Annotated in this window: 22 protein-coding genes; 15 read left to right on the top strand and 7 right to left on the bottom strand. The window is 73.3% G+C overall.

The window, feature by feature from the left end; all coding sequences use genetic code 11:
• Positions 1-189 precede the first annotated feature (189 nt).
• On the top strand, positions 190-789 hold the full coding sequence (locus EV378_RS32940; RefSeq protein ID WP_207908933.1) for a TIGR03086 family metal-binding protein: 600 nt from the start codon (positions 190-192) through the stop codon (positions 787-789).
• 185 nt (positions 790-974) lie between these two features.
• Here EV378_RS32940 and EV378_RS32935 read toward each other — a convergent pair whose 3' ends face one another.
• Positions 975-3,035 carry a transglycosylase domain-containing protein gene (locus EV378_RS32935; protein ID WP_243653876.1) on the bottom strand — a complete coding sequence of 687 codons (2,061 nt, stop codon included), beginning with the start codon at positions 3,033-3,035 and terminating at the stop codon, positions 975-977.
• 193 nt (positions 3,036-3,228) lie between these two features.
• On the opposite strand from EV378_RS32935, the gene tatA reads away from it, so the two are divergent.
• The 5 genes from tatA (at position 3,229) to EV378_RS32910 (ending at position 7,241) form a co-directional block, all read left to right on the top strand.
• On the top strand, positions 3,229-3,462 hold the full coding sequence (tatA, locus tag EV378_RS32930; RefSeq protein WP_243653983.1) for a Sec-independent protein translocase subunit TatA: 234 nt from the start codon (positions 3,229-3,231) through the stop codon (positions 3,460-3,462).
• A gap of 135 nt (positions 3,463-3,597) precedes the next feature.
• Positions 3,598-4,440 (top strand): mycofactocin-coupled SDR family oxidoreductase, encoded by an 843-nt coding sequence (locus EV378_RS32925; RefSeq protein ID WP_132431636.1) that lies wholly within the window; start codon positions 3,598-3,600, stop codon positions 4,438-4,440.
• 1 nt (position 4,441) lies between these two features.
• Positions 4,442-5,335: an AAA family ATPase gene (locus tag EV378_RS32920; protein WP_132431634.1), complete on the top strand. Its 894-nt coding sequence runs from the start codon at positions 4,442-4,444 to the stop codon at positions 5,333-5,335.
• Positions 5,336-5,397: 62 nt separating this feature from the next.
• Positions 5,398-6,321, top strand: a complete 924-nt coding sequence (locus tag EV378_RS36625; RefSeq protein ID WP_132431632.1) for a vWA domain-containing protein — start codon at positions 5,398-5,400, stop codon at positions 6,319-6,321.
• A 26-nt stretch (positions 6,322-6,347) separates the two neighbouring features.
• Complete coding sequence (locus EV378_RS32910; protein ID WP_132431630.1) at positions 6,348-7,241, top strand: TIGR03854 family LLM class F420-dependent oxidoreductase; 894 nt, start codon at positions 6,348-6,350, stop codon at positions 7,239-7,241.
• 449 nt (positions 7,242-7,690) lie between these two features.
• Here the strand turns inward: EV378_RS32910 and EV378_RS32905 are convergent, their stop codons facing one another.
• Positions 7,691-8,449, bottom strand: coding sequence for an SDR family oxidoreductase (locus EV378_RS32905; RefSeq protein ID WP_132431628.1), 759 nt, complete (start codon positions 8,447-8,449; stop codon positions 7,691-7,693).
• 34 nt (positions 8,450-8,483) lie between these two features.
• On the opposite strand from EV378_RS32905, the gene EV378_RS32900 reads away from it, so the two are divergent.
• Entirely contained in the window at positions 8,484-8,966 is a 483-nt protein-coding gene (locus tag EV378_RS32900; protein ID WP_132431626.1) for a DUF309 domain-containing protein, read from the top strand.
• Between the two features lie 202 nt (positions 8,967-9,168).
• Here the strand turns inward: EV378_RS32900 and EV378_RS32895 are convergent, their stop codons facing one another.
• Positions 9,169-10,266 (bottom strand): dipeptidase, encoded by a 1,098-nt coding sequence (locus EV378_RS32895; protein WP_132431624.1) that lies wholly within the window; start codon positions 10,264-10,266, stop codon positions 9,169-9,171.
• A gap of 42 nt (positions 10,267-10,308) precedes the next feature.
• Here EV378_RS32895 and EV378_RS32890 point away from each other — a divergent pair, with 42 nt between their 5' ends.
• Complete coding sequence (locus EV378_RS32890) at positions 10,309-11,082, top strand: SDR family oxidoreductase (protein WP_132431622.1); 774 nt, start codon at positions 10,309-10,311, stop codon at positions 11,080-11,082.
• A gap of 3 nt (positions 11,083-11,085) precedes the next feature.
• On the opposite strand, the gene EV378_RS32885 is transcribed toward EV378_RS32890, so the two are convergent.
• A complete protein-coding gene (locus tag EV378_RS32885) occupies positions 11,086-11,532 on the bottom strand; it encodes a cupin domain-containing protein (protein ID WP_132431620.1) in 447 nt (148 codons plus the stop codon).
• A gap of 167 nt (positions 11,533-11,699) precedes the next feature.
• Here EV378_RS32885 and EV378_RS32880 point away from each other — a divergent pair, with 167 nt between their 5' ends.
• Positions 11,700-12,707, top strand: coding sequence for a LuxR C-terminal-related transcriptional regulator (locus tag EV378_RS32880; RefSeq protein WP_132431618.1), 1,008 nt, complete (start codon positions 11,700-11,702; stop codon positions 12,705-12,707).
• A 49-nt stretch (positions 12,708-12,756) separates the two neighbouring features.
• Positions 12,757-13,773 carry a methyltransferase gene (locus EV378_RS32875; RefSeq protein WP_132431616.1) on the top strand — a complete coding sequence of 339 codons (1,017 nt, stop codon included), beginning with the start codon at positions 12,757-12,759 and terminating at the stop codon, positions 13,771-13,773.
• A 54-nt stretch (positions 13,774-13,827) separates the two neighbouring features.
• Here EV378_RS32875 and EV378_RS32870 read toward each other — a convergent pair whose 3' ends face one another.
• Both EV378_RS32870 and dprE2 read right to left on the bottom strand, forming a co-directional pair.
• Positions 13,828-14,955 (bottom strand): NDMA-dependent alcohol dehydrogenase, encoded by a 1,128-nt coding sequence (locus EV378_RS32870; protein WP_132431614.1) that lies wholly within the window; start codon positions 14,953-14,955, stop codon positions 13,828-13,830.
• Positions 14,956-15,071: 116 nt separating this feature from the next.
• Positions 15,072-15,845, bottom strand: a complete 774-nt coding sequence (gene dprE2 / locus EV378_RS32865; protein ID WP_132431612.1) for a decaprenylphospho-beta-D-erythro-pentofuranosid-2-ulose 2-reductase — start codon at positions 15,843-15,845, stop codon at positions 15,072-15,074.
• A gap of 50 nt (positions 15,846-15,895) precedes the next feature.
• Between dprE2 and EV378_RS32860 the strand changes: the two genes are divergently transcribed.
• From EV378_RS32860 to EV378_RS32840, 5 genes are all read left to right on the top strand, one after another.
• Positions 15,896-17,269, top strand: coding sequence for a PLP-dependent cysteine synthase family protein (locus EV378_RS32860; protein ID WP_243653875.1), 1,374 nt, complete (start codon positions 15,896-15,898; stop codon positions 17,267-17,269).
• A 91-nt stretch (positions 17,270-17,360) separates the two neighbouring features.
• Complete coding sequence (locus tag EV378_RS32855) at positions 17,361-17,996, top strand: nicotinamide mononucleotide transporter family protein (RefSeq protein WP_132431610.1); 636 nt, start codon at positions 17,361-17,363, stop codon at positions 17,994-17,996.
• A 78-nt stretch (positions 17,997-18,074) separates the two neighbouring features.
• Complete coding sequence (locus EV378_RS32850; RefSeq protein WP_165922662.1) at positions 18,075-19,133, top strand: saccharopine dehydrogenase NADP-binding domain-containing protein; 1,059 nt, start codon at positions 18,075-18,077, stop codon at positions 19,131-19,133.
• 189 nt (positions 19,134-19,322) lie between these two features.
• Positions 19,323-19,727 (top strand): DUF2256 and DUF3253 domain-containing protein, encoded by a 405-nt coding sequence (locus tag EV378_RS32845; RefSeq protein WP_132431606.1) that lies wholly within the window; start codon positions 19,323-19,325, stop codon positions 19,725-19,727.
• Positions 19,717-20,514 (top strand): methyltransferase domain-containing protein, encoded by a 798-nt coding sequence (locus EV378_RS32840; protein WP_132431604.1) that lies wholly within the window; start codon positions 19,717-19,719, stop codon positions 20,512-20,514. Before EV378_RS32845 ends, EV378_RS32840 begins: the two co-directional genes overlap by 11 nt.
• Before the next feature lie 250 nt (positions 20,515-20,764).
• On the opposite strand, the gene EV378_RS32835 is transcribed toward EV378_RS32840, so the two are convergent.
• Positions 20,765-21,349, bottom strand: coding sequence for a class I SAM-dependent methyltransferase (locus EV378_RS32835; RefSeq protein ID WP_243653874.1), 585 nt, complete (start codon positions 21,347-21,349; stop codon positions 20,765-20,767).
• Positions 21,350-21,936: the final 587 nt, after the last annotated feature.

Here is a 21,936-nt window from a genome sequence, read left to right as displayed (position 1 = left end):
TCCCGCACCCCGCCGGGGCCAACTTCTACCGGGTGTCGCAACCCGCTCGACGTGAACACCAGGGTCGGCCGCGGAGCCTGGGAGGACGCTCACGTTCACCTCGAGCGGTCGGTCCCTCCGGCCGATGAGTTTCCGACGGGCAGGCGGTCCACCGCATCGAGAGCCCCAGCCGTCCCCCCGGGAGGACATGTGACCAGCACCGAGAACGCCCGTCCCGACTTCGCGCCGACCGCGTCGGCGGTGGCCGCCGTCGTCGCCGGTGTCCGCGACGAGCAGCTGACCGGCCCGACGCCGTGCCCGGACATGACCGTCGCCGCGCTGCTCCACCATCTGCACGGCCTGACCTGGGCGTTCACCGCTGCGGCCGAGAAGTCACCGGAAGCGGGCGGCACCGCGCCGCAGGCCGACGCCGCCGCACTCCCGGCCGCGTGGCGGGACGAGATCCCGGCCCGGCTGGACACGCTCGCCATGGCGTGGGCCGATCCGGAGGCCTGGACCGGCATGACCGCCGCCGGTGGTCTCGACCTGCCGGGCGAGATCGCCGGCACGATCGCCCTGGACGAGATCGTGCTGCACGGCTGGGATCTCGCCGTCGCGACCGGGCAGACGTTCTCGCCGGACGACGACGCGGTCGAGGCCGTGCACGGCTTCACCGCCGCCATGTCCGCACCCGGCCAGGAGGCCGGTCGCGAGGGCCTGTTCGGACCGGTGGTCGAGGTCGCCGCGGACGCGTCGCGGTTCCACCGTGCCCTCGGCTTCGCGGGCCGCGACCCGCACTGGACGCCGTGACAGGACCACCGGAGGCGGCGCTGTGCGCGGTCACCGGGCCGCCGCCCTCACGGCGCGGGGGAACCGCACCGACGTGGCACCCGTAGCGATGATCCGAACGGATGTCACGTTCGTTCGGCGTGGGACGTGGACGGTGCGGCCCGGACCGCGGCGGGTCCAACCGGGGGCGGCGACGCGGAGCCGGCTCAGCCGTCCCGGCCGTTCAGGTACTGCGGGTCGGGGGCCGGGAGCGGTGTCGGCGGAGCGCCGCCGAGGATGTCCCCCATCGCCCGGTAGAACGTGCGGGCCGGTGCCATGCCGCCGTAGATGTTGCCGCTCCCGCAGCTGTAGGGCGGGCTGCCCTCGCAGATCGGGCGGGGCGAGTTCGAGTCGTCGAACACGATGTCGGCGCCCGCCAGATCCGGTGTCGCGCCGACGAACGTCGCGGACTTGTACTCCTGCGTCGTCCCGGTCTTCGCCGCGATCGGGCGGGCCCACTGCTCGGTGCCCGCCGCCGCGGCCGACGTCCCGCCCGGCTGGTCGTCCTTGCTCAGCCCGTTCATCAGCGTGTCCGCGATGCCCGGCGCGATCGCCTGCCGGCAGCCCTCCTGCGGGATCGGGACCGGCTTGCCGTCCGGCCCGGTCACCGACGTCAGCGGCGTCGGCGGGCAGAATGTGCCGTGCGAGGCGAGGGTGGCCTGCACGTTCGCCAGCTCGAGCGCGCTGGTCGGGGTGACGCCGAGCGTGAACGACGCCTGGTTGGACGCCTTCATCGTGGCCGCGATCGACTGCGCGTCGTCGTCCCCCGCGGGCTTCTCGGCGAGCGAGGTGAGCCCGAGGTTGACCGCCATGTCGACAACGGGTGACACGCCCGTCGTCTCCTCCAGCTTCACGAACGCGGTGTTCGGCGACTGTGCGAGAGCGTCCTGCAGCGACAGCTGGCCGGCGTAGTTGCCGGCGTTGCCGACCGGGATCGGATTGCCGTCGCCGTCCTTGTAGATCGGCGACGCGTACCCGCTCGGCGGTACCGGGATGATCGAGTCGATCCCGATGTCGTGCTGCTGCAGCGCCGTCGCCGCCGTGAAGATCTTGTAGACCGAGCCGGCGCCCATGTTCTCCGGCTCGAACGGCAGCCCGTAGGACGACTCCCCGTCCGCGTTGCCGAACGTCCGGTTCGCCGCCATCGCCGTCACCGGGTGGCTCGTGGCCCCCGGCTTCACGATCGACATCACGTTCGCGACGTGCGGCTGCCCGGGCGGCACCTGTCCGTCGACGGCCGCCTTGAGCTTGCCGAGCTGGTCGCGGTCGAGTGTCGTGCGGATCGTGTAGCCGCCGTCGGTCAGCTGCTGCCGGCTCATTCCGGCCTTCTCCAGGTAGGAGAGCACGTAGTCGCAGAAGTAGCCGGCGTCCCCGGCGCCGGTGCAGCCCTCGGCAGGCACCTCGGGGTCCGGTCGCACGCCCAGCGGCGTCGCCTTCGCCGGGGTGGCCTGCGCCGGGGTGATCGAGCCCGCCTGCTGCATCTGGTCGATGACGAGGTTCCGCCGCGCGGTCGAGTCGGCCGGGTGGTTCACCGGGTCGAACTGGGCCGGACTCTGCACCATCCCGGCGAGCATCGCGGCCTGGCCGACGGTGAGCGCGCTCGCATCGACGCCGAAGTAGGCCTGCGCCGCGGCCTGCACCCCGTACGCGCCGTGTCCGAAGTAGACGAGATTCAGGTATCCGGTGAGGATCTGGTCCTTGGTCTGCTGGTGGTCCAGGCTGACCGCCAGCTCGGCCTCCTTGATCTTGCGCGCGTAGTTCGGCGCGACGGCGGCCTCCCGCTCGGCGTCGGTGCGCGCGACGACGTAGAGGTCGTAGTTCTTGACGTACTGCTCGGTCAGCGTCGACCCGCCCTGCTGCGCCCCGCCGTTGGAGTTGTTCACAAGGGCGCGCGCCGCACCGACCGGGTCCACTCCGCCGTGCTCGAAGAACCGGCGGTCCTCGATCGCGACGATCGCCGCCTTCATCGCCGTCGAGATCTTCTCGCTCGGCACGCTCTGCCGGTAACGGTCGTAGAAGTACGCGACGGGCGCACCGGACGAGTCGGTCATCACCGACGTCGTCGGCAATTGCCCACTGCGAATCGAACCGGACGTCTCGGCCGCCGATTCCGCGACCTGGCTCGCGAGAATGCCCGTACCGCCCACCAGGGGGAACAGCATTCCGGCCAGCAGCACTCCGGCGACGACGATCAGCGCCGCCATCTGGCGACCACGCTCCACACGCACGCGTGCAGGTCTACCAGGCGATCCGCCCTCCGTGCTGGACCACCCGATCCGGACGCCGTTCACCGGGGACCACCAGCGACGGACGATTCCGACAGTTCCTGGGAATGGCCTGAGAATGCCGCCACACGGACGGGTGGGCGCGGGTCGGAACGGGCAGACTGACCGATGCGGAGAGGAGTGGGCATTGGGTGAGATGAGTCCGTGGCACTGGCTGATCGTGATCGCGATCGCGGTCCTGCTGTTCGGTGCCCGCCGGTTGCCGGACGCCGCCCGCAGCCTGGGCCGTTCCGCGCGGATCCTGAAGGCGGAGCTGCACGACGAGCCGCGGGACGGCGCGTCGTCGGACGCCACCCCCGCGCCGTCGGAGACGGGATCCGAAGACCCCGCGGACCGCTCCGGACGGGCGGACGGGCCGACCGGCACCTAGCTGCGCTCCGTGCGGAGTCCTTGGGAGAGAACACGACCGCACACGGATGTCGTATTGACCGCTCTCCTCGGCCCTCGCGACGGTGTCGGTACGGGCCGCGCAGCGAGGCGCGGCCTCCAGGTGAGGGGACACCGCATGGGACGGGTCGAGGGCAAGGTCGCTCTGGTCACGGGCGCGGCGCGCGGTCAGGGCCGCAGTCACGCCGTACGTCTTGCGCAGGAGGGCGCCGACATCGTCGCGCTCGACATCTGCCAGGGCCTCAAGACGGTCAAGTACGACGGCGCCACGGACGCCGACCTGGCCGAGACGGCGTCGATGATCGAGGACCTGGACCGCCGGGTGATCAGCCGCAAGGCCGACGTGCGGGACCTGGCGGCGATGGAGTCCGCCGTCGCCGACGCCGTGTCCGAGTTCGGCCGCCTGGACATCGTCGTCGCGAACGCCGGCATCGCCACGGCCGCTCCCGCGTGGGAGCTGACCGAGGAGATGTTCCAGGAGATGGTCGACATCAACCTGGTCGGCGTCTGGAAGACGGTGAAGCCCGCCATCCCGGTGATGATCGAGCAGGGCAGCGGGTCGATCATCCTGACGAGTTCGACGGCCGGTCTGGTCGCGTTCGGCAACCTGGCCCACTACACGGCCGCCAAGCACGGCGTCACCGGCCTGATGCGCACGCTCGCCGTCGAGCTGGCGCAGCACAACGTCCGGTGCAACTCCGTGCACCCGACCACGGTGGACACCCCGATGATCCAGAACGACGTGATCCGGGAGCTGTTCCTCGGCCGCACCGGCGCCACCCGCGACGAGGCGATGAACGAGTTCAAGGGCGTCAACGCGCTGCCGATCCCGTGGGTCGAGGCGGTCGACATCTCGAACGCCGTGCTCTACCTCGCCTCCGACGAGGCGCGGTACGTCACCGGCCACACTCAGGTCGTCGACGCGGGCGGCACCGCCCCCTACCGGAACCCGAACGTCTGACGTGACGGGAACGAATCGGGAGCGCCGCGACCGCATCGCCGCCGACCTCGTCGGGCGGCGCCGGGAACTGGATCTGGTGCTGGCGGCCGTCACGGCGGGCCGGGACATCCTGCTGGAGGGCCCGCCGGGGACCGGCAAGTCGACCGTGCTGCGCGCGATCACACGCAACTGGGACATCCCGTTCGTGCTGGTCGAGGGCAACGCGGAGCTGACGCCGTCGCGCCTGGTGGGGCACCACAACCCGGCGCGCGTGCTGCGCGAGGACTACTCGGAGGACAACTTCGTCGCCGGGCCACTGCTGGAGGCGATGACCACCGGCGGGTTCCTCTACATCGAGGAGCTCAACCGGGCGCCGGAGGACACGCTCAATGTCCTGCTGGCGGCGATGGCCGAGCGCGAGGTGGCCGTCCCCCGGGTCGGCACGATCGCGGCGCTCCCGACGTTCCGGGTGCTGGCGTCGATGAACCCGTTCGACAACGTCGGTACCGCCCGGATCTCGGACTCCGTCTACGACCGCTGGTGCCGGCTCGCCGTCGGCTACCAGGACGCGGCCGAGGAGGCGGACATCGTCCGGGTCCGCACCGGCGCGACCGACGACCGGCTGGTCACCGACGCGGTGGCGATCACCCGGGCCACGCGCGACCACGGCGAGCTGCGCCGCGGGTCCAGCGTGCGCGGGGCGATCGACACGGTCGCGCTGGCCGTCGAGCTGGACAACCTCGGCACGTACGACTCCCACGAGCAGCGGGTGCTCGACGCCGCGCTGCTCGCGCTCTCGGCGCGGGTGGCGGTGGACGAGGCGGCCGAGGTCGGTCCGGAACAGGTGATCACCGAGATCTGGGAGAACCATTTTTTCTCCTCCCCCGGCGGGCAGCGCCGGGTCCGCACCGCCTGAACATCGACAACGCCGTCGCGCTGCCCACCGCGTCCAGCGGTGCCCGACGGACGTGGGAACCGTTGCGCCGCAAGCCGAAGCTGCTCGACGCGGCGCCGTCGGTGTTCCAGCACGGTGCCGGGCCACCGGTCGTCGTCGACCTCGGTTCCCAGCGGGGCGACGGCGACACCGACCGTCAGGAGGCGGGCGGCCAGGGCGTCGTGCTGACGTCGCAGACGGCCCGGGTGCGCGGCCTCGACGAGCTGCTCGAGGACGCTCCGCCGGACCGCGAGGTCGCCCGGATGGCGCAGCGGATCGCACGACGGCTGTCGCTCCGGCGGCGACCGCGCGACCCGCGGGCCGAGCGCGGGAACGGCGCGCTGGCGTCGGTCCCGTACCGCTACCGCAGCGACGACATCGACCTCGACCGCACGATCGAGGTGCTCACCGAGCGCCCGGTGCCGGAGGACACCGACATCGTCGTGCGCGAGCGGATGCGACCGCGCAAGGCCGCCGTGCTGATCGTCGACGTGTCCGGCTCGATGCGTGGGGAGAAGGTGCGGATCGCGGCGGCCACGGTCGCGGCGCTGTCCGCGGACCTGTCCGGTGACCAGATCGCGCTCGTCGCGTTCTGGTCGGACGCGGCCGTGCTGTCGCCGCTGGTCGTGCCGACGACGCCGGCGCGGATGCTGGACCAGCTGGTCCGGATCCCGGCGCGCGGGCTGACGAACGTCGGGTTCGGGCTGTCCGTCGCGCTGACCGAGCTGGAGCGCTCGTCGGCCCGGCGGCGCACGGCCGTGCTGCTCACCGACGCCGTGCACAACGCGGGCCCGGACCCGCGCCTGATCGCCCGGCGCTTCCCGGAGCTGCACGTGCTGCTGGAGACCGACGGCGAGCACGACGCCCCGCTGGGCCGCGACCTGGCCCGTCTCGGCCGCGGCCGGATGGCGCCGGTGGCCACGCACCGTGACGTCGCACCGGCACTGAACCGGCTCCTGGCGGGATGAGGAAGGCCCGGTTAGCGTCGACGGACGTGAAGGTCAGGATCGGGATCGGTTCCATCGGCCCGTCGGGTTCCGAGCCCGGCGCCGAGTTCGACGAGTTCGTGGATGCGATCGAGAAGGCGGGCATCGACTCGCTGTGGTTGCCGGACTTCGTGTCCCAGGGCGGGCCGGACGCCACGATCGGGATGGCGTGGGCCGCCGCCCGCACGCAGAACCTCAAGGTCGGCACCGGCGTGCTCGTGCTGCCGGGCCGCAACCCGTCGCTCGTGGCCGCACAGCTCGCGACCATGGCCGTCCTGGCGCCGAAGCGGATCCTGCCCGCGTTCGGCGTGCGCGCCGCGACGAAGCGGGAGCGCCAGTTCTACCCCGTCGACGGCACGCGTGCCGACGTGTTCGAGGAGGCACTCGTCGTCGTGCGACGGCTGCTCACCGAGGAGTCCGTCACCCACCACGGCGCGTACTTCCACCTCGACGAGGCCCGTGTCGTGCCGCGCCCGCAGAAGCCGCTGGATCTCTGGCTCGGCGGCCGCGCGGACGTCGGACTCCGGCGGGTCGGGCGGCTCGCCGACGGCTGGCTGGGCAGCTTCCTCACCCCGGACGAGGCGGCCCGCGCCCGCACGGTGATCGAGGACGCGGCGCGAGAGTCCGGCCGCGAGGTCGAGGACGACCACTACGGCACGAACATCTCGATCGTGCTTCCCGGCATCGACCCGGACACCGCGCTGCAGCGCGCCGTCGCGCAGCGACCGGACGTCGACCCGAAGTCCCTGGTCGCGGACGGTTGGGACGGCGCCGCCGAGCTCGTCCGGCGCTACGTCGAGGGCGGGCTGACCAAGTTCGTCGTGCGCCCGGCCGGTCCGGTGGCGGACTGGCAAGGATTCATCGACGAGTTCACCGCCGAGATGGGCCCGCTGGAGGACTGAGGGCCGCACCGGCTCGCCTCCCTCGCACCGGCTCGTCCCGCGGCGCCCGCTCGGCTTGGTATGCACCGATCCGGCGAACACTCGCTGTTCCCACGAACGCACGCAGATCCGGCGAACGCACGCAGATCCGGCGAACGCACGCAGATCCGGCGAACGCGCCCGTCCGGACGCGCGCGTTCCGCCGATCAGAGCGCGTTCCGCGGACCAGAGCGCGTCCCGCGGACCAGAGCGCACCCCGCCGACCAGAGCGCACCCCGCCGACCAGAGCGCGTCCCGCGGATCAAAGCGCGTTTCGCCGATCAGAGCGCGTTCCGCGGACCAGCACGCACCCCGCCGACCAGCACGCACCCCGCCGACCAACGCGCGTCCCCCGGATCAGAACGCGTCCCGCCGACCAGCACGCACCCCGCCGACCAGCGCGCATCCCGCCGGCGCGGTTCGGCCGCTACTTACCGCGTCGTCCACATCCCACCGTCCACCGGGATCACCGCGCCGGTCACGTAGGAGCCGGCCCGTGAGGCCAGGAAGCGGCTCGCACCGATCACGTCGTCCGGGCGCCCGATCCGCCCCAGTGGTGACTCCGCGGCGATCTCGTCCCCGGCCGCCTCCAGCGTCGCGCGCATCATCTTGCTGGGGAACGGCCCCGGCGCGATCGCGTTCACGGTGATCCGTCGCGGTCCGAGGTCGCGGGCGAGCACGCGGGTGAGCTGGTGCACCGCCGCCTTGCTGGCCGAGTACGAGTAGTTCGGCAGCTCGGGCACACGCAGGCCGTCGATGCTGCCGATGTTGATCACGCGGGACGGGTCGTCCTCGGTCGCGCCGGCCTCCAGCAGCGGCAGGAACGCCCGGGTCAGGAAGAACGGCGACTTCACGTTGAGGTCGAGCACCTTGTCCCACGCCGCCGCGGGGAAGTCCTCCAACGGCGCGCCCCAGGTCGCGCCCGCGTTGTTCACCAGCACGTCGACCCGCTGTTCGCGGCCGCCGACCTCGGAGGCGAGCCGCAGGCACTCGGCCTCGGTGGAGAGGTCCGCGGCGATCCCGGTGACGCCGAGCTCGGCGGCGGTCTCGGCGACCGCGTCCGCCTTGCGGCTGGAGACGTAGACCGTCGCCCCTGCCTCGGCGAAACCCCGGGCGATCATGCGCCCGATCCCGCTCGTACCGCCGGTGACGACGGCAACCTTGCCGCCGACGTCGAAGAGATCACTCATGCCGCGACCGTAGTCGTGTGCCAGGGTCGGTCACATGGCACGGGACCGCGACGAGCAGGGCCGGGCACGCAACGCGCGCCCGCGGGACGCGGCCGGACGCCCGTTGCCACACGGTGCCGATGGCGTCGAGCGGGTACCGGAGGACCTGGTGCTCGAACCCGACGACGCGGTCGCCGAGGCCCAGCGACTGCTCGACGACGGCCTGCCGTTCCAGGCGCACGAGGTCCTGGAGGGCGTCTGGAAGGCGGCCGGGCCGGAGACCCGTGAGCTGTGGCGGGCACTGGCGCAGGTGGCCGTCGGGCTGACGCACGCCCAGCGCGGCAACGCCCGTGGTGCGGTCTCGTTGCTCGAGCGCGGCGCCGAAGGGGTGCGGCGATGGCGGGTCGGCGCGACCGTTCCGGCCCCGGCCGGCCTGGACCTCGACGGGATCTGCCGCCATGCCGACGACCTGGTGGAGCGGATCGGAACGGACGGCGATGCGCCGGCGGACGGGCTGTGCCCCCGCCTCCGCGGCTGACCCCGCCTCCACCCGGCCCCGCGGGCCCGCCGCCCACTCCCTTCCCGAACGAACGGCACCTTCGCGCAATCACACTGCTCGAAGGTGCCGTTCGTTCGGAAGTGGGCGGGGTGGGTGGGGCGGGCGGGGCGAGTGGGATCGGTGGGACGGGACGGGTGGGATGGGTGGGGTGGCGGGTCTGTGGGGCTGCGCGGAGGCGGGGTCAGCCGGCCACCTCGTCGGCGGCCCGGAGCACGCGCAGCGCGTTGGCCCCGGCCAGCCTCGTGCAGTCCTCGCTGCTCCAGCCGCGGTCGAGGAGCGCGTCGAACAGGCGCGGGTAGCCGGACACGTCCTCCAGTCCGGACGGCAGGTCGGCGACGCCGTCGTAGTCGCCGCCGATCCCGACGTGGTCGATCCCGGCCGCCTCCCGCACGTGGTCCAGGTGCGCGACGACGTCGTCGACCGTCGCCCGGGGCGCCTCCGGCCCGTCCCAGCGCTCGGCGAACGCGTTCCGCGCGGCGAGGTCCCGGTGGTCGAGCCCGGCCGCGTCCATCGCGTCGGCGAGCCGGCCGTCCCACTCGGCCACGGCGCCGGACACGAACCGCGGCACGAACGTCACCATGCACACCCCGCCGTTGCCCGGCAGTGCGGCGAGCACGTCGGACGGCACGTTGCGCGGGTGGTCGGTGACCGAGCGGGCGCCGGAGTGCGTGAACAGGACGGGCGCGGACGTCGAGGACAGCGCGTCGCGCATCGTCGTCGCGGCCACGTGGGACAGATCGACGATCATGCCGATCCGGTTCATCTCGGCGACCACCTCGCGCCCGAACGGGGTGAGCCCGCCGTGCACCGGCTCGTCGGTGGCGGAGTCGGCCCAGTCGTTGTTCAGGTTGTGCGTCAACGTCATGTAGCGGACGCCGGAGCGGCGCAGCGACCGCAGCACGCCGAGCGAGTTCGCGATCGCGTGCCCGCCCTCGGCCCCCATCAGCGAGGCGATCCGCCCGGCCCCGAACGCCGCGTCGACGTCGTCCGCGCTGCCGGTCATGGCCAGCGACGGGTAGCGCGCGGCGAGCTGGTGCACGCGGTCCACCTGCTCGAACACGGCCGTCACGGCGCTGTCGCCGGTGAACGACCCCGGCACGTACACCGACCAGAACTGCGCCCCGACCCGCCCGGCCCGCAGCCGCGGCAGATCCGTGTGCAGCCGCGGCTCCCCCGCCTCGAGGTCCGGCTCCGGCCCGTCGAGCTCGCGCAGCGCCCAGGGCAGGTCGTTGTGCCCGTCGAGGAGCGGGACGCGGGACAGGAGATCGGCGGCGCGCATACCCCGAGTATCCGCACGCCCCGCCCGTGGGAGCCTGCGGGCATGGATCTCGGCATCAGCGGGCGGACCGCGGTCGTCTGCGCGTCCACGAGCGGTCTCGGCGAGGCGACGGCACGGGCGCTGGCCGCCGAGGGTGTCCGCACGGTGGTCTCCGGGCGCCGGGGCGCGACGGCGCAGGCCATCGCCGCGGAGCTGCCGGAGGCGGTCGGTGTCGAGGTCGACCTGACGGCGACGGACGGGCCGGGCCGGCTCGTCGACGCGGCCGTCGCGGCGTTCGGCCCGGTCGACATCCTCGTCCTGAACAGCGGCGGACCGCCGCCGTCGGTCGCGGCCGAGATCTCCGACGAGGAGGTCCTGTCGGCCGTGAACACGCTCGTCCTCGCGCAGCGCAGGCTCGTGTCGCTCACGCTCCCCGGCATGCGCGAGCGCGCCTGGGGTCGGGTGCTGGCGATCGGGTCGAGCGGCGTCGTCGCGCCGATCGCAGGGCTGGCTCTGTCCAATGTGGGCCGGGCGGCGCTCGGCGGTTACCTGAAGACGCTGTCGGCCGAGGTCGCGGCGGACGGCGTCACGGTCAACATGCTGCTGCCGGGCCGGATCGCGACGGCCCGCACGGACGCCGTCGACCGGTCGATCGCCGAGCGGGAGGGCGTCGACGTCGCCGACGTCGCGGCCCGCGGTGCGGCGAGCGTCCCGGTCGGCCGCTACGGACGCCCCGACGAGTTCGGCGCGGTCGCCGCGTTCCTGTGCTCCGAGGCCGCGTCCTACGTCACCGGCACGGCCACCCGCTGCGACGGTGGCGCCGTCCCGTCGTTGTAGCGCTCAGCCGGCCGGAGTCATGATCCGGACGCCGTGCGCCGCGGCGTGCTCGGCGACCGCACCCGGCTCCGGCTGGCCCGCCTGCCCCAGCCGGCCCATCCCGCGCAGGAACGACACCTGGGTCGCGCCGGTGACCAGCACGAGCAGGCGCGCCGAGGCGTCCGAGGCGTTCCGGTAGCGGTGCACGATCCCGGCCGGGATGCGCGCGACGTCGCCGGCGCCCAGCGTGTGCGTCGCGCCGTCGACCTCCACCTCGAGGACGCCGTCGGCCAGGTAGAACACCTTGTCCGCGGACAGCGTGTGCGGCGGCGAGGCCGCGCCGGGCTGCAGCGTCAGCTCGAGGGCCTCCCAGCCGTCACCGGTGTCCGCGCCGGTGGCGACCGGGACCGCCCGGGTGTTCGGCATCGCGAACGCGTCGGCGGTGGCGTTGGTGATGACGGTGGTGTCCATGTCGTCCTCCGTGGTGGTCGTCGTCGGTGCTGGTCGGTGCTGGTCGGTGCTGGTCGGTGCTGGTCGGTGCTGGTCGGTACGGAGAACGCTAGGCAGCGGCGGGCGTCGGCCCCATCCCTGCTTCCAGGGGGTGTCACGTTCCAGGGCCCGCCGCCGAGTACTCCCGTATGCGCGCGATGGAGACCGTCGTGCGCGGCCTGGACGGATCGCTGGACCACGTCACGTTGCGGCAGCGGGCCTCGGCCGCGCTCGGTGACCGGGTGCCTGCCGACCTCGCCGTCTGGGCCGTCCTCGACCCGGCGACGCTGATGTGGTCGCACTGCGTGCTGGACGGCGCCGCCCGCGACGTCGACCTCGAGAACGCGGTGTTCGACAACGAGTACCGCGTCGACGACGTGCTGAAGGTCGCCGACGTGGCGGCCGGCGGTCACGCGGTGACGCTGCATTCCGCGACCAGCGGGGACCCGGCGTCGAGCGCACGCTACCGCGACGTGTTCACCCCGCGCGGGATCACCGACGAGCTGCGCCTGCCCCTGCACGACGGGCGCACGACGTGGGGCCTCGTCGTGCTGCTGCGATCCGGCGGGACGTTCTCCCCGGACGAGGTCGGCGCCACGTCGGAACTCGCCCGACCGCTGGGCACGGCGCTGCGGGACTCGCTGGTGCGGACCGGCCGGGACCTGGTCGGCGGCAACCCGTCCGGAACGATCCTCACCGCCCGCGACGGGCGGGTGCTCGACCTGTCCGACGACGCCCGCGCGCTGCTCGGCTCGGACGGACCGGACGCCGTCCCGGCCGTCGTGCAGGCGATCGCGGCCCGGCGCGCCGCGGGCGGACCGGCCAGCGCGACCACCCCGACCCGCGACGGCCGCTGGCTCGCGCTGCACGCGTCGGCGCTCGGGAAGCAGCTGGCCGTCGTCGTCGAGGAGGTCCGGCCACACCAGGTGGCCGACCTCGTCGTCCGCGGCAGGGGCCTGACGCCACGCGAGCGGGAGGTGCTCGCCGCCGTCGCCAGGGGCCTGTCCAACCGGCAGGTCGCCCGCGAGCTCGCGATGAGCGAGTTCACCGTGCTCGATCACGTCAAGAAGCTGTTCGCGAAGTTCGGGGTGGCCAGCCGCGGCGAGCTGACGGCGTCGCTGTTCTTCGACCACTACGCGCTCCAGCACACGACCTGATCCCATTCGTCCAAGACCGGGACCGGGTCGCGTTCCTACCGTCGTCGGCATGACGACGACCACGACCGCGAACCGAGACCGCCTGATCGGCATGCTGTTCGGCTTCTTCCCGGCCCAGGTGCTGCAGACCGTCGCGCAGCTCGACGTGGCCGAGCACCTGGCCGGCGGGCCGCTTCCGGTCACCGACCTGGCCGTCCGCACCGCCACCGACCCGGACGCGCTGTACCGGCTGGTCCGGGCCGCGTCGATCCTCGGGCTCGTCGAGCTCGACCCGGACGGCACCGTCACGGTGACCCCGGACGGCACGCTCCTGCGCCGCGGCGAACCCGGCTCGGTCGGGCGCCTGGCGATGCTGTTCTGCGGCAAGCAGACCTGGGGCTGCTGGGGCGACATGGCCGAGAGCGTCCGGACCGGCGACAACGCCTGGGAGCGGCTCACCGGGCGTTCCACGTTCGCGTTCTTCGACGCCGACCCGGAGCTCTCCGACACGTTCACCGAGGCGATGGCCGAGGGCACCCGCGCGGCCGCACCGGCGATCGTCGACCACACCGATCTGGACGGTGTCAGCACGCTCGCCGACCTCGGCGGCGGCAACGGCACGCTGCTCGCCGCGTACCTGCGTGCGAACCCCGGTCTGCGCGGCATCCTGTTCGACGGGCCGGGCGCGGTCGGCGACGCCGCGGAGGTTCTGGGCGGGTGTCCGGCCGAGATCGTCACGGGCGACTTCTTCACGTCCGTCCCGGCCGCGGACGCCTACGTCGTGAAGAGCGTGTTGCACGACTGGGACGACGAGCGGTCGCTGGCGATCCTCGCGTCCGTGCGGGCCGCGATCCCGGACGGCGGAGCACTGCTCGTCGTCGAACCCGTCGTCCCGACCGACCCCGGGGCGCTCGCGGAACGACACACCCTGCTGATGAGCGACCTGAACATGCTGGTCTGTACGGGCGGCAAGGAGCGCACGCACGCCGAGTTCGACGATCTGCTGTCCCGCGGCGGGTTCCGGCTGGAGTCGGTCACGCCGTGCCCGCCGTCGGGCTACAGCGTCCTGCGCGCGGTCCCGGCATGAACCGGGCCCGGTCCGCGACGGTGCGGACCGGGCCCGGAAGTCCGGCTGGTGCGATCAGGCGTCGTACTTGATGACCGCGCGCACGTTCTTGCCGTCGTGCATGTCCTGGTAGCCCTGCGCGACCTCGTCGAGCGAGTAGGTCTTCGTGACCAGCTCGTTGAGCTTCAGCGCGCCGGAGCGGTACAGGTCGAGCTGGCGCAGGATGTCCCAGTTCGGGTTCGAGGCGCCGAACAGCGAGCCCTGGATCCGCTTCTGGAACAGCGTCACGTCGGCGAGCGACACCGGCAGCGGCGTCGTGTCGGCGATGTTGCCCAGCGCGGTCACGACGACCGTGCCCGCCTTGCGGATCGACGCCATGGCCTGCCCGATGTACTCGGGCTGGATCACGCCGACGGTGACGATCGTCTGGTCGGCACCCTGGCCGTTCGTGAACTGCTTCGCGAGCTCGGTGGCCTCCTCCATCGTCTCGACGGCGTGGGTCGCGCCGAGCTCCTGGGCCTTCTCCCGCTTCAGCGCGACCGGGTCCACCGCGATGATGTTCGACGCGCCCGCGTGCGACGCACCCTGCACCGAGTTGATGCCGATGCCGCCGATGCCCATGACGATCGTCGTGTGGCCGGGCTGCACGCCACCGGAGTTCACCGCGGAGCCCCACCCCGTGCCGACACCGCAGCCGACGAGGCAGGCCACGTCGAGCGGGATGTCCTCCGGGACCTTCACGCAGGAGTCCTGGGCGACCGTCGTGGTCTCGCAGAACGTCGAGATGCCACACATCTGGCCGACCGGGGTGCCGTCGGTCAGCTTGAGGCGCGTGGTGTCCTCCTCCCACCGGGTGCCGGCGAGCAGGCCGGCGCCCAGGTCGCAGAGGTTCTGCTGGCCGGAGGCGCACCAGCGGCAGTGGCCGCAGGAGGGCAGGAACGAGAAGACGACGTGGTCGCCCTCCTTGATCCCCTTGGTGTTCTGGCCGGCCTTCGTCACGATCCCGGCGCCCTCGTGGCCGCCCGCGAACGGGTAGACGCCGACCGGGATGTCACCGGTGGCGATGTGGTCGTCGGAGTGGCAGAGGCCCGACGCCACCATCTTGACCTGGATCTCGCCGGCACGCGGGTCGTCCACCTCCAGGTCCACGACCTCGTACTTGCCCGGCGCCTGCCGGACGATGGCTCCACGCGTCTGCGTCACGCCTGTCCTCCTCGGGACGTCATCGTCAACTCGGATGCGGAGGCGACCATATGACGTGAGGCACCTGCGGGGAAGTGCCACAGCAGGATCACGCTGGATCGGATTTCTGTCGCCTGTCAGCGGGGCATCCGGCGCCACACGGCGCGCGGCAGCAGGCGCAGGACGGCGAACAGGAGACGCAGCGTGCCGGGCACCCAGACGTCGCTGCGGCCGGACCGCAGCGCGGCCACCGTCGCGTCCGCGACCTGGTCCGGTGTGGACGACAGCGGAGCAGGGCTCATGCCGTCGGTCATCCGCCCGACGACGAACCCGGGCCGCACGACGAGCAGCCGCACCCCGGTGCCGTGCAACGCGTCCGCGAGACCGGACGCGAACCCGTCGAGCCCCGCCTTGGCCGATCCGTAGACGTAGTTCGCGCGCCGCACCCGCACCCCGGCGACCGACGAGTAGACGACCAGCGCACCGCTCCCCTGCCCGCGCAGCGTCGTCGCCAGCTCGGTGAGCACGTGCACCTGGGCGAGGTAGTCGGTGTGCACGATCGCGGCGGCATGGGCGGCGTCGGTCTCGGCGCGGGCCTGGTCGCCGAGGATGCCGAACGCGACCACGGCGACGTCGATCCGCCCGTGCCGCGCGACGACGTCGTCGATCAGCGTGCGGTGCGACGTGAGGTCGTCGGCGTCGAACTCGACGGTCTCGACGGTGCAGCTGCTCGTTCCGCGTCCGCTGCTCTCGGCAGCTCCCGCGGCGCGGACGGCGTCGGCCTCGGCCGACAGGTCGTCGCTGCGCCGCGCGGCCAGCACGACCGTGCCCGCCTCCCGCCCGGCGAGCCGCTCCGCGACCGCGACGCCGATCTCGCTCCGCCCACCCAGCACCAGCACGGTTCCGCCCACGCCGCACACCCTGGCAGGCGCTCTGGGGCAGGATCGCGGGGGTGGGAGACGTGAGCGGTCCGGTGTTCGACTCGGTGCTCGACGGCGTGGGCGCGACGCCGCTGGTCCGGCTGCGCCGGATCGTGCCCGACGGCGGCGCCGAGGTCTGGGTGAAGACCGAGTGGACGAACCCGGGCGGCAGTGTCAAGGACCGCGCGGCGCTCGCCATGGTGCTCGAGGCGGAGCAGAGCGGCGCGTTGCGGCCGGACGGCGTGATCGTCGAGGGCACGTCCGGCAACACCGGCATCGGGCTGGCCATGGTCGCGGCCGCCCGCGGCTACCGGTCGATCTTCGTGATCCCGGACCGCACGACGACCGAGAAGGTCTCGCTGCTGCGCGCGTACGGCGCCGAGGTGATCAAGACGCCGGGTCTGGTGCCGCTGGAGGACCCGCGGCACGTCAAGAAGCTGGCCGCGACGATCGCGCGGGACACCCCGGGCGGCTGGCTCGCCGACCAGTACGGCAACGCGGCGAACCCGGACGTGCACGAGCGCACGACGGGTCCGGAAATCTGGGGGCAGACCGCCGGGCGGGTCACGCACCTCGTCGCGGGCATCGGGACCGGCGGCACGATCACCGGCACCGGCCGCTACCTCAAGCGGGTCGGCGGCGTGACGGTGATCGGCGCCGACCCGGAGACCTCCCGCTACGGCGGCGGCGACGGCAGCCCGTACTACGTCGAGGCCGTCGGGCACTACCTGCACCCGCTGACCGGCGAGGACGACTGGCCCGCCGTCTACGACACGTCGCTGCCGGACCGGATCGAGCGGATCGCCGACGGCGAGTCGCTGCGCACCGTGCGGCGGCTGGCCCGCGAGGAGGGGCTGCTGGTCGGCGGCTCGGCCGGGACCGCCGTCGCCGCGGCGCTCCGTCTGGCCGCGTCCACCGGGCCGGACGCCGTGATCGTCGCGGTGCTGCCGGACTCGGGACGGATCTACCTGTCCAAGTACTTCGACGACGGGTGGCTCACCACCCTCGGTTTCCTCGACGCCGGCACCGGTCCCCTGGTGCGGGACGTGCTCGGTCCGTACGAGCCGGGGCTGCTCGTCGCGGACGCCACGACGACCGTCGCCGAGCTCCGGTCCACACTGGACCGGCTGGACGACCCGCCGTCGTCGGTGACCGTGGTGCAGCCGCGCCGGACCGACGCGACGAGCTGGTCGGTGCCCGACGTGCTCGGTTCCATCCGGCACGACGGGCTGGCCGGGCTCGTGGCCGGCGACCGCGTCGGGACGTGCGCCGGTCCGCCGCCCGCGACCGTCGGTCACGGGGAGGACGCCGTCGCGGTCCGTGCGCGGCTCTCCGGTCTCGCGCCGTCCGACCCGGTCCTGGTGCTCGTCGACGGGCGCGCGGTCACCCAGGTGGAGCGCTCGACGCTGGGATGAGCCGTGTCACATCGCGGGGATCCGGATGAGCACGGTCCTTCGGTGCGTTGTGTGCTGACACGACGACCGTCCGTTCCCGGGAGGGATCCACGTGGACCTGTTGCTGCACCACGGGTTGACCGCGTTCGGCCAGTTCGTGTCCTGGGCCGAGCTGATCGGCCAGCTCGCCGCACTGGCCGTGGTCTTCCTCGCGCAACGACGGAGCATCACGACGTGGCCGGTGCAGATGGCCGCGTGCGTCCTGCTGTTCGCCGTGTACACGTCGGCGCATCTGGGTGGGCTCGCGTTCCGGCAGGTGATCGTGTTCGCGTTCTCGGTGTTCGGGCTCGTCGCGTGGCTCCGCCGTCGCGACCCGGTCTACGGACTGGCCGTGCGGACCGCGACCTGGCCGCAGCGTGCCGGTCTGGCCGGGCTGTTCGTGGCGGGCACCGTCGTGATGGCGCTGGCGCTCGACGCGCTGGACGCGTCCTGGGCACCGTGGCCGGACGCTGCGATCTTCGTCGGGACGGCCGTCGCGTTCCTCGCGCAGGGACTGCGACTGATCGAGTTCTGGTTCGTGTGGCTGGTCGTCGACGCGATCGGGGTACCCCTGCAGATCGCGTCCGGACTGTGGTTCTCGGCGCTGATCTACTCGGTGTTCGCCCTGCTCGTCGTATACGGCTGGTGGACGTGGGTGCGGTCGCGCCGCACGGCGGCGCTCGGCGCCGCCGAGCCGAGTCGCGTCTAGGCCCGCGGCGTCGGAAGCGGGCCCGCTCGCAGGGAGGCCGGCCCGACCGTGTCCCGGCGCGGCATTAGCATCCGGCCGGTGACGTCCCGCCGAGCCGCCGTCCTGGGCTCCCCGATCGCGCACTCGCTGTCGCCCGTGCTGCACCGCGCGGCGTACGCGTCGCTCGGCCTGGCCGGCTGGAGCTACGACGCGCACGAGGTCGACGAGGCCGGCCTGGCCGGGTTCGTCGCCGGGCTCGGGCCGGAATGGGCGGGTCTGTCCCTGACGATGCCGCTCAAGCGGGTCGCGCTCGAGGTGGCCGACCGGGCCGCCGACACGGCGGCCGCGATCGGTGCGGCGAACACGCTCGTCCCAGAACCGGACGGATGGCGGGCGTCGAACACGGACGTCACGGGCCTGGTCGTGGCTCTGAGCCGGGCGCGGGCCGGATCCGCGACGGCCGGAGGCGCAACGGCCGGATTCGCGACGGCCGGCTCGGAGCCGACCGGATGCGTGGCCGGGTCCGGCCGGTCCGGCTGGGGCGACGGCGCACCCGGCTCGGTCGCGGCAGACCACACAGCCGGGTCGCTGACGGCCGGAGGCGCGGCGGGCCGTGATGGCGGTGCGGTCCCGCCGTCTCCGACCGACCGTGCGGTGGGCGCGTCCCCGGCGAGCCCCGGCCGGGCGGTCGTGCTGGGCGCGGGCGGGACGGCGCAGGCCGCGCTGGCCGCGTTGCGGGAGCTGGGCGTCGACGACGTCACGGTGCTGGTCCGCGACGCAGGTCGCGCCGATGCGTTGCGCGACACGGCATCCCGGCTCGGCGTCTCCCCCACGATCGCGCCGGTCCTGACCGATGCCGTCGCCGCGGCCCGCGTGCTGGACGGCGCCGACGTCGTGATCTCCACGCTCCCCGCGGGCGCCGCCGACGAGCTGGCCGGGGCGCGCTGGCGGCCCGGGGTCACGCTGCTCGACGCGGTCTACGCACCCTGGCCGACGGCGATCGCCGCCGGAGCCGCCGCGAGCGGGGCGACGATCGTCAGCGGGCTGGAGATGCTGCTGCACCAGGCGATCGCGCAGGTCGAGCTCATGACCGGTCACCCCGGCCCGGAGCCCGCCATGCGTGCCGCCCTGGACGAGGCGGTCCTCGCACGAGGCTGATCGGGCACGCACAGGCCGGTCGACGGACGAGCGACACGACCTGATCCCACCGCGGAGACCGCGGTCGCCGCCGAGCCGCCGAGCCGCCGCGCATGATCATCAGGACGTGAACGTTGTTCGATCACACGCCAGGAGCGCTGATGTCCTGATGATCTCGCGAGACCGCGACGGACGGTGCACGCTGGGCCGATGGCAGGCTCCTCCCACCCCGACGCGAAGACCTGCGCGGTGTGCGGCCGGACGATCGAGTGGCGCAGGAAGTGGGCCGACGACTGGGAGAACGTCCGGTACTGCAGCGCCGCGTGCCGTCGTCGCGGCGTGAAGCCGGTCGACCGGGATCTGGAGTCCGCGATCACCGACTTGCTCGACGCCCGCAAGGCAGGCGCGACCATCTGCCCGTCCGACGCGGCCCGGCGCGTCGACCCGGACGGCTGGCGCGACCTGATGGAACCGGCCCGGCGGGCGGCACGCCGGCTCGTCGACGCGGGGACGGTGGAGATCACGCAGAAGGGGAAGGTCGTCGACCCGTCCACCGCGAAGGGTCCGATCCGCATCCGGTACGCGCTGAGGCAGAGTGCCGCCCATGCCCCGTGACACCTACACGCACGGTCATCCCGAGGTCGTCGTCCGCTCGCACGCGTCGCGGACCGCGGAGAACTCGTGCGCCTACCTGCTACCGCACCTGAGCGCCGGGACGTCGGTGCTCGACGTCGGGTGTGGGCCGGGCAGCATCACGGTCGACCTGGCGGAGCGGGTCGCGCCGGGCCGGGTGCGTGGGATCGAGGTCGTGCCGGAGCCGCTGGAGCAGGCCCGCGCCGCCGCATCGGAGCGGGGCGTCGACGTGGAGTTCGCCGTCGACGACGCCTACCGTCTGTCCGATCCGGACGACACGTGGGACGTGGTGCACGCCCACCAGGTGCTCCAGCACCTGTCCGATCCGGTCGCCGCGCTCCGCGAGATGCGGCGGGTGGCGAAGCCCGGCGGGCTCGTAGCCGTGCGCGACGCCGACTACGCCGCGTTCCACTGGTGGCCCGCCGACGAACGGCTCGACAGGTGGCTCGCGCTCTACCGGGCCGTCGCGCACGGCAACGACGCCGAGCCCGACGCCGGGCGCCGACTGCTCGCCTGGGCGCACGAGGCGGGGTTCACCGACGTGACGCCGTCCGGGTCGGTCTGGTGCTACGCGACGCCGGAGGAGCGCGCCGCATGGGGCGGGATGTGGGCCGACCGGGTGCACACCGGCGTCGGTCGGATGGCGCGCGAGCGCGGCCTGGCGACCGAGTCCGATCTGGACGAGATCGAACAGGGGTGGCGGGAGTGGACCGCCCACCCGGACGCCTGGTTCGCCATCCCGCACGGTGAGGTGCTGGCCCGGGCCTGACCCGTGATCCTCCGTCGTGGCGCAGAGGATTCGGCCTTCGCGCGCCTCACTCCTCGACCGGAGATCATGCCGCGTTGACCTGACGATGATCCGCAGTTGTGGCGCGGAGCGATCGGTCGGCGAACACCTCGCTCCTCGACTGCGGATCAAGCCGCGGCGATCCCGACGACGATCAACGGTTTTGCCGCCGAGCGTTCGGGAGGCGAACGCCGGCCTCCGGAACGGGTGATCATGCCGGTCCGCGCGTCGGTCAGGCCGGCCGCACGTGACGGGAGACGGCGTAGGCGCCGCCGTCGTACGGGTCACGCGACCACGTCGACCAGCGGTCCGCGAGTTCCAACCCGGCAGCCGCGCACCAGGCGTCGTACTCGTCGAGTGTCGGCCACCCCGGCTGCAGCTGGAACCCGGCGACGAGCGAGCCACCCGTCTCCAGGTGCCGCGCGCAGCCCGCGACCACGCCGGCCCGGTCGGCCGCATAAGGGATCACGTTGCCCGCCAGCACGACCACGTCGAACCGCCGTCCGAGGTCCAGGTCCTCCAGTCCGGACCGGACCCACGCGAGCTCCGTGGCCTTCGCGCGCGCCGCGTCGATCATGTCCGCGTCGGGGTCGACGCCGACGACGGCCAGGCCGCGCCGGGCCAGCTCGATCGCCACCCGTCCGGTGCCGCACCCGCCGTCGAGCACGCTCCTCGGTCCGAGCCCGTGCACCAGGTCGGCCTCACCGTGCGGGTTGTGGCCGGCCGCCTCCATCGCGGCCCACCGCTGGTCGTAGCGGTCCAGATCGACCTGGTCCCGCCACGCCGTCCAGTCCCCGGGAAGCTCCTTCTCGCTCACGCCGGCGACCCTACGGCCCGGCTCCCGTCCGGGCTCTCGGGCGAGGCTTTGCTCTGCTCACCTCCACGCATCGGCTCGCTGGTCCGACCGTGTTCCCTGCTGGTCCGACCGGTGGTGCGTCCGTGTGAGCAGAGCAAGGCGGCCCCGCGGAGGCATCGCAGGCCACCGATCCGAGCGGCCGGTCCGGCCATCACCGTGTCCCCGTCGCGGTGATCGTCGGTTCGGTACCGGAACGCGCCACGGTTGGCCGACCCCGCTACCGAACCGACGATCACCGGGCTGTGGGGCGACGCACCGGGTCCGACGCGCCGCGCACCGGCCCTCGCCGCGGCCTGTCGATCAGTCCGCATGCCGCCCACCCCACGCACCCCGCGTTGGCGTGTCGCACCGGCTGCGACGGGTGCGGCACGCCGGCCCGGGGTGCGGCACGCCGGTATGCCGGCACGGGCGCGGCACTGCGGCACGGGCGCGGCACACCGGCACTGGGCGCGGCACGCCAGCACAAGGCGCGGCGCCGGAACCGGGCGCGGCACGCCGGAACGGGTCGCGCGGCGCTGGACGGGGCGCGACACCGAGGGCCGGCCCGC

It is taken from the genome of Pseudonocardia endophytica, assembly GCF_004339565.1.
Classification (GTDB): Bacteria; Actinomycetota; Actinomycetes; order Mycobacteriales; family Pseudonocardiaceae; genus Pseudonocardia; species Pseudonocardia endophytica.
Note: the sequence above shows the minus strand (reverse complement) of the source record. Positions and strands in the feature narration are given on the sequence as shown.

Coding starts and splice junctions, on each gene's coding strand:
- EV378_RS32845 (WP_132431606.1), top strand. CDS start 19,323: ATGGCAGGCTCCTCCCACCCCGACGCGAAGACCTGCGCGGTGTGCGGC.
- EV378_RS32885 (WP_132431620.1), bottom strand. CDS start 11,532: ATGGACACCACCGTCATCACCAACGCCACCGCCGACGCGTTCGCGATG.
- EV378_RS32905 (WP_132431628.1), bottom strand. CDS start 8,449: ATGAGTGATCTCTTCGACGTCGGCGGCAAGGTTGCCGTCGTCACCGGC.
- EV378_RS32900 (WP_132431626.1), top strand. CDS start 8,484: ATGGCACGGGACCGCGACGAGCAGGGCCGGGCACGCAACGCGCGCCCG.
- EV378_RS32840 (WP_132431604.1), top strand. CDS start 19,717: ATGCCCCGTGACACCTACACGCACGGTCATCCCGAGGTCGTCGTCCGC.
- EV378_RS32925 (WP_132431636.1), top strand. CDS start 3,598: ATGGGACGGGTCGAGGGCAAGGTCGCTCTGGTCACGGGCGCGGCGCGC.
- EV378_RS32875 (WP_132431616.1), top strand. CDS start 12,757: ATGACGACGACCACGACCGCGAACCGAGACCGCCTGATCGGCATGCTG.
- EV378_RS32895 (WP_132431624.1), bottom strand. CDS start 10,266: ATGCGCGCCGCCGATCTCCTGTCCCGCGTCCCGCTCCTCGACGGGCAC.
- tatA (WP_243653983.1), top strand. CDS start 3,229: ATGAGTCCGTGGCACTGGCTGATCGTGATCGCGATCGCGGTCCTGCTG.
- EV378_RS32890 (WP_132431622.1), top strand. CDS start 10,309: ATGGATCTCGGCATCAGCGGGCGGACCGCGGTCGTCTGCGCGTCCACG.
- EV378_RS32880 (WP_132431618.1), top strand. CDS start 11,700: ATGCGCGCGATGGAGACCGTCGTGCGCGGCCTGGACGGATCGCTGGAC.